Source organism: Photorhabdus bodei (assembly GCF_003287735.1).
Taxonomy (GTDB): Bacteria; Pseudomonadota; Gammaproteobacteria; order Enterobacterales; family Enterobacteriaceae; genus Photorhabdus; species Photorhabdus kayaii.
The window spans coordinates 1-12438 of sequence record NZ_NSCM01000064.1 but is presented as its reverse complement, the minus strand read 5'-3'; the positions used below and the strand labels follow the sequence as shown (position 1 = coordinate 12438).

Sequence of the window (12438 nt, the reverse complement as noted above, 5' to 3'; positions counted from 1 at the left end):
CGCAATCTGGTTCTTATCCACATGAGGAGAAACGAGCGTTTGTTGTTGCTGTAATTGTTCCAACTGTTCATTGAGTTCAGCCAATTGTGCAATCAACTCGTTAGTTGTTATCTCGGCCGATGTTTCGCTCTCTTTTGTTTCGTTAGTTAATTCTGTTTCAGTTAATTCTGTTTCGTTGGTTAATAGCTGACGGAGTAGTTCAATAATTTGCTGAACCAATTGCTGCTGCTGTTGCCAACTGGCTTCCAGTTCAGCCAATTTCTCCGTGGTTTCCTGCTGTTGTTGCCGCAGTTCATCCAGTCGATCAGTGTGCTGGTTTAGCCCTATGCGCTGTTCCCTCGCCAGCACGTCTGATTCCATTTGATGGGCGGAGATACGCGCCTGTGCCGTGAATGACGAGGAAGCGTATCAGATTAGGGATGCCATCGGTAAGCTTCAATCTGCTCTGGCTTACTGTGGGTATGCGCCACGGTAGATCAATAGGAACGCCGGAAGATCTGGTGATTGTGAGCTGCCTTTCTAAATCTAGTCATTAAATGTTAAATCTAGTTTTTGAGGGAAGTTCATTTATAATTTTATTAACTATTCTTCAAAAGAATAGGATTGAAAATAACTCATGTCTTTTTATCTTTTTTTATACCACACGGCATAACTCCTTTTTTAAATATAGAAAATATTTCTTCTAATTTAGAGTTTATATTAAAAGAGAATAAATATCGATAAATGCTTATCATATTTAACCTGTCATTACATTCATCATTTTCTGCTTTTTTATAATCCTCATGAAGATAAAACTCGGATACTCGATCAGAGAAAAAATTACTCTAAACCATATAGTTACCTGGTATGCCTTGATCGAAAAGAAGCTTTAATGCCCTATCTTTATCATCAATAATTTCATATTCATTAAACTTTTCAATAGAACCGGATAAGAATCCGAGCTTTTAAAAAATTCAACAGGTTCCATATGAAAATTTATTATCTCACCCAGATTAAATTATCCTAAAATTTTACTCCAGAGATCAAAGATGCTTTGTCTTACTTTTTAATTTACGTCTTCCCCCTGAATATTAGTGTTATACCTATCTTTGGATTTAATAATATTGCCATTCGCCATATCTTTTTTAGCTATAATTTTGTATATGAGTCACTTGTTTCGATATGGTATTAATTGATTGATGTAGATTTATTTTATCCAGAGCATTGCATCAGTATATCCGTGATTACCTTTATGCCTTGCCATTGCACTAACCCGTCGGCGTGGCATGGGTATTCACCACGGTGAGAAAGAAACCAGCCGGAAGCGATTCCGGCTTTTTGTTGTTTCAGAGAAAAAGCAGAATAAGATAGTAAAAATATTTATTATGTATATATTTTATATGAATATTATATTTTTCTGTATTATTCCTTTGTTTATTTTATTATTTGTTTTATATTTTTGTGATTTTAAGTTATATATTTAATATATAACTCTTACCTTGTAAACTATTTGTTTTAAACATAAAAATAACAAAGCGGAAAGATCACGGGGATCTTTCCGGCTTTTATTATTATAAGTTATCATTTTATCTGTAAATTCAATGATAACTCTCATATTATGAAATATATATTTTCAACTCAATAAATACAAATTATTATTTTCCTTATTAAGTTAGAAAGGTAAATTCACCTGTACTTCTATTTTTATCTAGCCCAGAAAACATATTAAACAATAATTTTGAGTTGTTATTTTTATCCTTACTAATAATTTGATAAAAATAATCATGTACTGGACAACAAAAAAGTCTATCTGGTGAAGCAACACAATACAATTGGATATCTTCACTTTCTTGTTCAATAAAATACCAACTCCAATGATATTTTTTAGCAATTAGATCCCCATAAAGAGAGCCAAATTCATAAGCCAACGATGTCACTTCCTCTTTGTTTAGCGAACGTATATCGTCCAAATAACTTCTTATATTATTCAATGTCAATTCATAGTTGCTTATTTCTTCCAAATTAAGTTTAGACGCGGCCAAATCACCTAGGTTTTTTATTTCTTGGCTTTCTTCATTTGATAACTTTCTATATTTAAAATCGCTCATATTAATATCATCCTATTTTACTACATTTAGTTTTACTTCTAGGAGCATCACCTTCTCTTATTTTTGCATTTAATTTACTTTGTAATTTTTCTACTCTCTTTATAGTAGCATCATCATTGATACCAGGCTTCCATTTATATTTAATTCTTTCAATGCGGCTACCTACATATGAAGAATATTGAGGATGAGAGCCTCTATGATAAAGAGCATCATTTAATTGAATTCTTTTAGATTCACTACCAGCCATTAATCTACCGTTTCCTTTACCGTCCATATCCATGCCTAAAGCATCAAAGAAGCTTTGATTTTTCTTCCAAATTTCTTCGGGTATTAAGTGGTGAGCTTCTAATCCATCACCGACAAAGCCGCCAATACGCGAATTCAATACCGTGCTACTTAGACCTAATGGGTCGATCCAACCCGTCGGATTATGCACGTAACTGTAAGGATTTACTCCTCCTGCTAACCCCAAAGGGTCAGGGCTGAGGTAGCACGCTGCTTCCGGCAAATAATAGCGGAACCGATTATAAAATAAACCACTTTCCTCATCAAAAAGTTGTCCGGCGAATCGGAGGCCCGGGTCCAGTTGCGGGTTCTCGCCGTGTCCGCTCAGACGCAGGCCGTATAGCGACTGCTTCGGCCGCCGCCAGACCCGCTTGCCTGCCGGGTCGAACAGCGCCAGCGGCTCGCCGGTCGGGGCGCTGACCGCATATTGAGTCTGCACCTCCCCGGCCATCAGCTCCACCCGGTTGTCCAGATTAAGCGTGAACTGTTGCGTCTGCTGCGCCACCAGTTCCCAGCCGTCAAACACCAGATGGCGGATCATTTTCAGCCGGCCGTGCTGATATTCACGGATTTTCGCCGGCACGTCGCCGTCCCACAGAATTGTGCATCCTGATCCTTTGCAGCGCTTTTACGCCAAACACCCGAGGTAGGAGCCGGATGCGTTAGTAGCGCACGTCTGGATCTGTGAGGGGGGTAGCCGGTAACGGCTATTCCTACCGCGACCCTTTCATTCCTTTTCCGACATCTGCTTTCATGGCGGATTTACTGCCCGGAAAAGGCCGGAAGATCTCGAAAGATCTTTCCGGCTTGGATTATAATTTCAGTATCATTTATTTTCACGTAACTTAGCCAAACCTTTTTCAAGACGGCTAATATTCTGATATTTCTCAGGTTTGGTACTTTTATCAAGATAACTAAGCCAGCCAGGAATTACTTTTTTAAAAAGTTCTAGTCCTTCTGGTGTGACATGAGACATTTTCAGTATAAGATCTTTTTTAACATCTCCATTTTCAGCAAATGGTTCCATATTTATTAGTAAGTTATTGTCTTTTAAGAAATACATTAATGCATTGGATAAGCTAATTATTTGCTCTTGATAATCTTTACTTTTATTTGCTCCCAGTAACATTGGGATATTATGTAAATCGAAATCAGTCATTATCTTGCCCTAATCACTTTTGATATATCATTTATTTCTATTAACTCTCGGGTATTTGGATTTCTGACAAATATCCCTCCAGCTTGTTGAATGCGTTGTTCTTTAGCTAATTGTCCGACTTTTGGTGCTGTTTGACTAGTTATTTCAACAGGGCTCCATTTTCCATCTTGCCCCTTGATCACAAAGTCAATCCTCCTCCTTTCTCCGGTTAAAGGATCCTTAACTGACTTGCCATTAGCATCACGTAAGTAACGTTCACTTATGACGTTTTCCTTGCCATAACGTTTTTCAAATATAGCTTGCGCTCTTTTTTCTCTGGCTGTCCCTGCTACTTTATTCGGTATACACTTCTTAGAAGACAATCCCAAAGGGTCGATCCAACCCGTCGGATTATGCACGTAACTGTAAGGATTTACTCCTCCTGCTAACCCCAAAGGGTCAGTGCTGAGGTAACACGCTGCTTCCGGCAAATAATAGCGGTGCCGATTGTAGCAAAGCCCTGATTCCTCATCAAAAAGTTGCCCGGCAAATCTCAGGCCCGGGTCCAGTGGCGGATTCTCGCCGTGTCCGCCCAGCCGCAGGCCGTATAGCGACTGCTTCGGCCGCCGCCACACCCGTTTGCCTGCCGGGTCGAACAGCGCCAGCGGCTCGCCGGTCGGGGCGCTGACCGCATACTGGGTCTCCACCTCCCCGGCCATCAGCTCCACCCGGTTGTCCAGATTAAGCGTAAACTGTTGCGTCTGCTGCGCTATCAGCTCCCAGCCGTCAAACACCAGATGGCGGATCATTTTCAGCCGGCCGTGCTGATAGTCGCGGATTTCCGCCGGCACATCACCGTCCCATAAATACGTGGTCCGCTTACCGCTCTGGATACACCGTTTTTCTGTCCGTCGCCCAAAGGCGTCATAGCGATATTCCCACGGTATCCCGTCCGGGGTGATAAGGCCGGTCAGCTGATTCTGACTGTTCCACCGGTATTTCGTCAGCGCCAGCCGGCAACCTTCCGCTAAAAACTGCTTCTCCCGCATGCGCCCGGCCCGGTCGTAAACAAACCGGTGCGAGCCCACCCAGTTCAGGCGATGCCCCTCCTGATAGAGGGTTTCCCCCATAATCTCCTGCACCCCGTCAAACCGTCTTGACGGGTACCCGGTCTCATCATACTGATAATGCTCCCGCAGTGTCCGGCCCTCGCCCACCGACATCACCTGGCCGTTGCTGTTGAGAAGGTAGTCCAGCTGCTGCCCGTTATCACTGGCGGCGGTCAGGTTCAGCGCCGCGTCATGTTCATACCGGCGGTCAACCCCGGCGTAAGCGGGGCCGGCCAGCTCGTCGAGTTCTGCCGGCCGGAAGAAATGGGGATTACGGCCGGCCCGTTGCGCGGTTAACTGCCCCATCAGGCTGTACTGCTGACGCAGAATAAATCCCCCGTCCACATAACGGCCCGTGTCCCGGCCAGCGTCATCCCGCTCGATGGTCAGGGGCGCCTGTTCCTCCAGCGCCAGCGTAATCAGTTCCCCCACCCGGTTCACTTCCAGCCGGCTCTGCCACTGGCAGAGGTGGGTCTGCCCGCTAAACCGGGCAGGGCCGGCAACCGGCGCTTTTTCGCCGGTCAGCAACTGCCGTTCTACCGCGCGGTTATCCGGGTAGTGACGCAGAATCTCGCCGTGCGGCTGAATTTCCCGCACTATCCGGTCCTGCTCGTCATATTCAAAATGCAGGGCGCTGTCCGGCGACTCCACGGTTAACAGCCGGCCCAGGATGTCGTAATGATAACGGGTGGTCCCTTCCGGGGCGCGCAGCGTCGTCAGCCGGCGGGCAGCATCATAATCATAGCGGGTCACGTTCTCTTCCCCGTCCCGCTTTTCAATGCAGTTCCCCGACCGGTCATAGCGATAATGCCACTGCGTGCCGGCGTAATCCTGCTCGGTGATAACCCGCCCGTCCGCATCCAGGGTATAGGTGTAAGTTTCCCCCTGCGGGTTAATCACCTGCGTCAGTTGCAGCGTGTCGGCATCATAACGATACTGCCAGCGATGCCCCTCGCCGTCACGCCGGGCGACCGGCAGGTCAAACGGGCCGTATTCGACCTGCCATTCTACGCCGCGGGCATCGGTCCAGCAGGTTAAGTTGCCGTGGCGGTCATGGGTGAAGTGCTCCAGCTGGTTGTCCGGCCGGTCGCTGACCGCCACCCGGTGATGACGGTCGTAACGCCAGCGCCACAGCGCCCCCGCCGCGGTCAGGCTGCGCAGCCGGTCCTGGCTGTCATAACCCAGACTGACGGTCCGGTTCTCTTCATCCAGCACCCGCGCCAGCCGCAGATGCTTATCATATTCCTGTGTACGGCAGTTGCCGTCCGGGTCTGTTTCGGCCGTCACCAGCCCGAAGGCATTGCGGGTCAGCGTGGTTTTCCGGCCGTCCGGCGCAATAAATCCGGCGGGCTGGCCCTGCTCATCATACAGAGGCAGCCAGGCGCGTTGCAGCGGGTCGGTCATGCCGGTCAGTTGCAGGCTGTCAGCCTCATAGCTGTATCGCCATACCGCGCCGGTCGCCTCCGTCAGCGAGGTTACCCGGCCGGTATCGGCCAGATACGTCAGCGTCAGGGTTTCCCCCTCCGGTGATATCTGTCTGACCAGATGGCCCCAGCGGTCATAGTCATAACGGGTCACGCCGCCGCGCGGGGTGTGGATTTCCGTGACTAACTGCCGGTCGTTGTAATGCCAGGTGGTGGCGTGCCCCTGTGGGGTGGTGGAGCGGGTGATGCCGGGGGCATAATCCAGGTGAACCGGATAGAAGCCGCCGGCTCCCACACTGTCGGTACAGCGCCCCTGTTTATCATAACGGTAATCCACCCAGGTCTGGTCGCCATCGGACCAGCGGCTTATCAGGCCCTGCGCGTTATATTCATAGTACAGATGAAAATGCTGGGCGCTGTCCGCTTCCGCCAGCCGGCCGTTGTCATGGTAGTGATAACGGGCCATCACTTCCTGTAACCTTTCATCGGTGCGGCGTATCTCGGTCAGTTGTCCGCGCAGGTTATAAAGCAGCGTCAGCTCCGGCCCGTCACTGTGGAGAACCTGTGTCAGCTGACCGTGCTCGTTGTAAATAAAGCGCAGCCGGTTGTCATACACGTCCCGGTGTTCCGTGAGCCGCCAGCGCTGCGTCCCTTCGGGTGAGGCCGGAGAGGCCAGCGCAAAATACTTACGAACCGGTGAATCCCGGTGCCGGAGGATATAGCCCTGTTCTCCCCAACTGAGGGTGAAATCCGGGTGTTCCGGGTTGACACTGTGGGTATAAGCGGCCGGTAAGGCAAAGTAAAGAGAAGCCCCTTCGGTGGTGCGGATTTCTACCCGGTCGCCGGTGGCAAGCGCGCATTCAGAGAAGCTGTCCGTCCAGCCCGGTCCCAGTAAGCCCTGTTCCCCCGGCGCCCAGCTGCGCAGAAATACCAGCGGCAGGGTCTGGCCGAGGGTGATATCGGTCCGCTGGTCAAACAGCTGGCCGGTGGTGACGTCAATCGGGTCGCCGGTAAAGAATTTTTTCGTGGCTTCCCGGTAACGTTTCACCCCCTGCGTTTCTTTGAAAGCGGTTTTGGCACAGCAGAAGGTTTTACCCGATATCACTTTTCCGGCATGCCTGACGCCGGCCATCGCCCCGCTGACGACCTTTTTACCGGCCTGTCGGGTAAACAGCTTACCCAGCCCTTTAAGGGCGCCTCGGGAAGGGGGCACCAGAAATTCAACCGCCATCAGTATCGCCCGTTCCCAGGCGGAGAACTCTTCGGCCACCGCCAGGTAAGTTCCCTGACCGGAGCCGATAAACACCGTTTTGGCCCCGGATTTTATGGTGGCGCCACACGCCAGTTTGTCATCTACCCGGGCCGCCGGCGAGCCGTTGATAAACACGGTTTCACTGCCCTGGGCAATCAGGGGCGGCGCCGGGTGTTGACTACAAACGGCGATATCGGTGGTAGCTCTGGCCGCCGGTTTGCCTTCGATAAAGACATTGGGCGAACCACTTTCCAGTGTACCGCTCGGCGGGCCGATGCTGTCCACCATTTTCGTGACGGCCGAACTGGCGGCGCTGATGACATCGCCAAGGGCAAATGTGGCCGCGGTTCCCAGGGCAATGACAGCGACGGTAGCCAGCCCGCCGGTAAGGAGGGTCAGCCCCACCAGTGCCGAGGCCGCGGCAAAGACCGCCGCCCCTATCAACGCGCCGGTAATGGCGCCCGCCAGCGCCCCCAGGAAGCTGGCATGTTTAATCGGGTCGCCCTCACGGGCCGCGGCCGGCCCGGGGGAGCCCTGTGGCGGGGAGACGCGTACCGAGTGCTGCGCGCCAACCCGCGCTATCCGGGTAACGATTTCATCGCCAAGTGACATGGTGTTCCTCCTGTCAGGTTATCAGGACGCCTGAAAACTGTGGACAATTGCCAGCAATGCCTCACGCTGACTGTCTTCAAAAGGCGCGGGGGAGGTCAGGTTGAAGGTCAGCAGCAGTGTGCCCCGGATTTGCAGTATCACGGTCTGGTGCATGTCGCCTTCCGGGCTTTTCCACTGGTAATCCAGACGGCGGGCGGGTTGCTGGCTGAGGGTGATTTCACTGCGCTGATGCTCCTGGTAACCGGGCAGATGGGTGCAAAACTGTTCCAGGGTCTGTTCATAGTAAGCATGGTTATCCATGCCGGCGGGGACCGGGGTGCGGCTGACCACCAGATTGATGCCGCTGTCGTCCGGCAGCACGAAGACATTCATGGATTCATCCCGCCAGTTGCCTGGGATAGCCAGTGAGCCTTCATTCATTTGATAGGGGGTGTTTTCCATGTTTTTTCCGTTGTTGATTGAAATAAGTTGATAGTCAGTAACGGTCAGTTCACATTGACCTGTTTACCATTGATGGTGATATTAGCCCCCTGAATGCTGATATTGCCGGCATTGTCGATGGTGATGCTGCCGCCGGCCGTCGCAATTTCGATACCCCCCGCCTGGGAATGTATCTGGATGTTATTTTTGACATTCAGCAGGCTGTCTTTTTCGACCGTGATTTGACGCAGGCCGGTGATAGCGCTGACTTCATTGCCTGTCACCTCTTTGTGGCGATCGTTTCTGACCGAAAGCATCTGATTATGGCCGATGCTTTCGGTATGGTCGTTCATGACCCGGGTTTCGCGGTTATTGAGCACCACGGTGTTCATGTCCCGCTGGGCGTGCAGCGCCAGTGCTTCACGGCCTTTGGCATCCTCGAAGCGCAGTTCGTTGTAGCCTTCCCCTTTATGGGTTTTGGAGCGAAAGGCCATCTGGGTTTTACTGCCGGGCAGGTCCCCCGGCGGGAGGTTGCTGGCATGGTAGGTGCGCCCGGTGACAATCGGCTGGTCCGGGTCGCCGTTAAGAAAGTCCACCACCACTTCCTGACCGATACGCGGTATCGCCAGCATGCCCCAGCCCTGACCGGCCCAGGGCTGGGTCACCCGTATCCAGCAGGAGCTGTGGTCATTACTCCGGCCGTAACGGTCCCAGAGGAATTGCAGGCGGATACGGCCGTACGGGTCACAGTAGATTTCTTCGCCCTCCGGGCCGACCACTTTGGCAATCTGCGGGCCCTCCATCGCCGGTTTGGCTAACGGGGCCGGGCGCCAGTGTTGATTGTCGGGAATGAAGGTGAAGTCGTTGCTCAGGGTGGTGCCGCTCTCTCCGGCAGCCTGTTCCAGCGCCTGCGGCTGGCTGCCCCGGTGGGTGACGCTGACCAGCTGCCAGAGCCGGTTGAGGTCAGGCCGGGGATGGCCGGTCAGGGTGAACAGCACGCCGGGCCGCATCGTCGCGGCGTTACTTTCCCCGTCGCCGGTCAGGGCGTTGTTGCGCAGGGCTTCCAGCCGGTAGCGGGTGAAATCCGCGCCGTGCTGTTCGTCTTTGAAGCGGCCGGGAAAATCGAAGTGTTCGTACCCGGTATGCTGGAGGTCCTGTTCCCGCATCTGATGACGGAACTCCGCCGCCCAGGCCGGGTTTTTGAAGGTGTAATCTTTGAGCTCGACCACCGCCGGCCGCACCTGCGCCTGGCGGGTCAGCCGGGTAATGCACAGCTGCTGGGCCTGTTCGGCCTCTTCGGGGTGATAGGGCAGCACCGGGCCGTTGACGACAGCGCCCGCATCATCGGCAAACACCAGGGTGTTTTTATTGCCGGTGAATTCAAAGCAGTAAAAAATCCCTTCTTCGGCGGTGAGCCGTTGCAGAAAGTCAAAATCAGTTTCGCGGTACTGGACGCAGAACTCCCGTTCCGGGTGCGGATTGCGCAGACTGAACGCCACATCCCGGACGCCGTTCTCTTTGAGCAGGGTGGTGATGATGGTTTTGATATCCTGCTGCTGAAAAATCCGGGCATTCTGGCGCAGGGTGGCGCGCCACATATCGGGCCGGATGGTCATGTCATAGCGGGTCTGATGTTTGCCGGTATTGCCCTGGACAAAGCTGGCGACCATGCCGGTGACGGTACGCTCGACTTTGCCTTCGCGCAGGATGGTCAGGGTGGCGCTTTTGTCGAGGACGGCGGTGAAATCAATGGCCGGGTCGGCACTGGCTAAACTGACCGTCAGCGTGAACGGGGTGGAGAGGGCTTCGCGCAGGGTGAATCCGGCCACCACGAAGGTGTGTGGCGGCAGGCCGCCGGCGGTGAGGGTAAACTGTAAGCCGCCGGCGCTTTGGGGAGTCAGCCGGTCGGCGATTTGCCGGGCGAGGTTGCCGGCAGCGGCGGTTTTTTTCTGGAATGACATATAAGGGTTCCTTTTCTGAATTTACGGGCGGGGTGGCCCGGGGAGCGCGGTCAGCCCGGCGGCTTTCTGCAACGCGTAATACTGGCTGAGCAGGGCGTTAAACCGGTCGTCGGTCTTTTTTATCAGCGCCGGGGAGACGGGCTGCCCCTGTTCGACGGCGGCGGAAAACTGGCGCAGCAGCTCTTCCAGCGGGATATCCCGGTTGTGGCTGTGCTGGATTTGGTAAATCGCCGTTTTCAGGTAAGAGAGGGTGAAACTGCCCCGGTTACGCTCCTGTTTCAGGATGTTGTCCGCCAGTGACTGGAGCTGATGCCGGGTCTGGTCCCAGCTGCCGGAGACCGGCGCGTTTTCCAGCCGGATAGACTGTAACTGCTGCCAGCGCTGCGTTTCGCGCTGTTGCTGGCGGTCCTGCGGCCAGGTTTTTTGTGCCATGCCGGTCAGCTGCTCAGCCTGTTGCAGCACTGCCAGCGGGGAGGTGTCCGCCAGCCGGGTTAACTGCTGCGCATAGGTTGGCAGGTCGGGGTGGTACAGCCAGGCCAGTCTGGCCCCGTCCGGGGTGTCAGTCAGGGCGGTGAGCTGCTGTTGCAGCGGCCGGTAAAGTCCCAGCCAGCTGCCGGTCAGGACAAACGCCCCCAGTAAGAGGCCCAGGCCGAAGCCCTGTAACGCGCTCATCGGCCGCGGGGGCGGTTCAGGGAAACGGACCTGGACTTTAGGCTGACTGTGGTCATATCCCGCGTCGTCGTCGGTGTCCGGTTCCGATGGCACCGGCCCGGTTGTGTTGGCCAGGTAAACCAGCGGCGGCATCTGCACGGGGTTGGCGGCGGGTTTGGGCAGGATGCGGGTCTGTTCCAGTTTTTTGGCGGTGTTCTGGAAGAACCACAGCAGGTTGTCGACCTTCGGCAGGCGTTTCAGGTCGGACTGCTGGAGCCGGTCGACTATCAGCTGTAAGGCCCGCTCGGCGCGGTAAATCATCCGCAGGTCACGGGCGGTGTAATCGTGCTGGCGTAAAGCGTTGCCGCAGCGGGTGTTAAACCAGTCCAGCATCTCGGCGCGGACCGCCGGCTGCGGCGGCCACAGCGCATCCCACTGGCTGACCATCACCCCGGCGAGCAGTTCACAGCCTTCCGTGAACCCGGCCAGGCCGCTGAGCTGCATCCGGGCGAGGGTGTAGTAAATCGCGCTCTGCAAATCGACGCCGTGGGTGCGAAACAGCGTCAGGGCCAGTGATTCGATAAGCGGCCAGTTCACGGCCGGCTGAGACGGGTGGTTGATTTTGTTGATTTCTTCGCGTATGGCCGTGAACGCCGGCAGATTCATCGGGTTGCCGCCGGCGCGGATAATCAGGTTTTCAGGGTGCTCACTCATGGCCGTTCATCCTTTCACCTGCCTCCGTCGGCGCGGAGGACAGGCTGGGTTTCTATTTTGCAATGAATAAAATTTGCCATTAATACAGTTTGCCATTAATACAGGGTGTCAGGCAGTCTGAACTGACTGAACAGGCCGCCGGCAAACGGGTTGTCGGATTCATCCACGTAGATACGGTAGGTCATGTCGCCCCCGTCCACGGTGAACCGCACATCAAACGCCTCCTGACGCACATTCGTCAGTTTGCCGCTGTTAATCAGACGCAGCTGGGCCCACGGGCCGGTGAAGCGGATGGCGCGGGGGGATTTGCCGCTGGCGTCCGGTATCAGCGTGAGCTGGCTTTCCACCCCGGCCCGCATCGAGTTGGGCCAGATGAGGCGCGCGATGCTGCCGCGCCCGTGGGCATAATCGAGCAGCTGGCCGTCGAGATTGAGCAGGCTGCGGCGTTTATTGCCGGTCAGGCTGAGGGGCTCGATGGCGAACTGGGTCCCCAGACCGTTTTGCGGCGAGAAGAAGGTGTCGCGGATACGGTCGGCCCGTTTCAGTTGTTCCAGCACATCCTGACGGATAAGTTGCTGGCCGTCCGCGCTGTGGGTCAGGTTGTTTTCCACAAACGGTTTCAGGTTCTGCTGATAGAAAGCGTCCAGCGTGCCGCCGGGCCGGAAGAACCGTTCAAACTCACTGAGCGGCACATCCTCAGTCGCGTCCGGGTTGAACGGGTAGCGGCCGGCCAGGTAGGTCTGGTACTGTCTGACGACGGTGTCGTGCCATTCGATTTCCAGCGA

At 53.8% G+C, this 12438-nt stretch carries 9 protein-coding genes and 1 pseudogene; 1 reads left to right on the top strand and 9 read right to left on the bottom strand.

Going from position 1 to position 12438, the window contains the following annotated elements:
• Nucleotides 1–360, bottom strand: a pseudogene (locus CKY02_RS21385) (type VI secretion system ATPase TssH); the annotation flags it as partial.
• A gap of 28 nt (nucleotides 361–388) precedes the next feature.
• On the opposite strand from CKY02_RS21385, the gene CKY02_RS26790 reads away from it, so the two are divergent.
• Nucleotides 389–475: a DUF7706 family protein gene (locus CKY02_RS26790; RefSeq protein WP_420800746.1), complete on the top strand. Its 87-nt coding sequence runs from the start codon at nucleotides 389–391 to the stop codon at nucleotides 473–475.
• Nucleotides 476–1646: 1171 nt separating this feature from the next.
• Here the strand turns inward: CKY02_RS26790 and CKY02_RS21370 are convergent.
• The 8 genes from CKY02_RS21370 to CKY02_RS21335 all read right to left on the bottom strand — a co-directional run.
• A complete protein-coding gene (locus CKY02_RS21370; protein ID WP_112896817.1) occupies nucleotides 1647–2087 on the bottom strand; it encodes a hypothetical protein in 441 nt (146 codons plus the stop codon).
• A gap of 7 nt (nucleotides 2088–2094) precedes the next feature.
• Nucleotides 2095–2955, bottom strand: coding sequence for an RHS repeat-associated core domain-containing protein (locus CKY02_RS25985; RefSeq protein WP_240002113.1), 861 nt, complete (start codon nucleotides 2953–2955; stop codon nucleotides 2095–2097).
• A gap of 243 nt (nucleotides 2956–3198) precedes the next feature.
• Nucleotides 3199–3531, bottom strand: a complete 333-nt coding sequence (locus tag CKY02_RS21360; protein ID WP_112896816.1) for a hypothetical protein — start codon at nucleotides 3529–3531, stop codon at nucleotides 3199–3201.
• Nucleotides 3531–7907 (bottom strand): RHS repeat-associated core domain-containing protein, encoded by a 4377-nt coding sequence (locus tag CKY02_RS21355; RefSeq protein ID WP_240002112.1) that lies wholly within the window; start codon nucleotides 7905–7907, stop codon nucleotides 3531–3533. The genes CKY02_RS21360 and CKY02_RS21355 overlap by 1 nt, the downstream gene beginning before the upstream one ends.
• A gap of 21 nt (nucleotides 7908–7928) precedes the next feature.
• Nucleotides 7929–8348 carry a DUF1795 domain-containing protein gene (locus CKY02_RS21350; RefSeq protein WP_112896815.1) on the bottom strand — a complete coding sequence of 140 codons (420 nt, stop codon included), beginning with the start codon at nucleotides 8346–8348 and terminating at the stop codon, nucleotides 7929–7931.
• Between the two features lie 44 nt (nucleotides 8349–8392).
• Nucleotides 8393–10288, bottom strand: coding sequence for a type VI secretion system Vgr family protein (locus tag CKY02_RS21345; RefSeq protein ID WP_112896814.1), 1896 nt, complete (start codon nucleotides 10286–10288; stop codon nucleotides 8393–8395).
• Nucleotides 10289–10309: 21 nt separating this feature from the next.
• Entirely contained in the window at nucleotides 10310–11653 is a 1344-nt protein-coding gene (locus tag CKY02_RS21340; RefSeq protein WP_112896813.1) for a VasL domain-containing protein, read from the bottom strand.
• Between the two features lie 95 nt (nucleotides 11654–11748).
• A partial coding sequence (locus CKY02_RS21335; protein ID WP_275658232.1) for a type VI secretion IcmF C-terminal domain-containing protein occupies nucleotides 11749–12438 on the bottom strand: 690 nt, incomplete at its 5' end.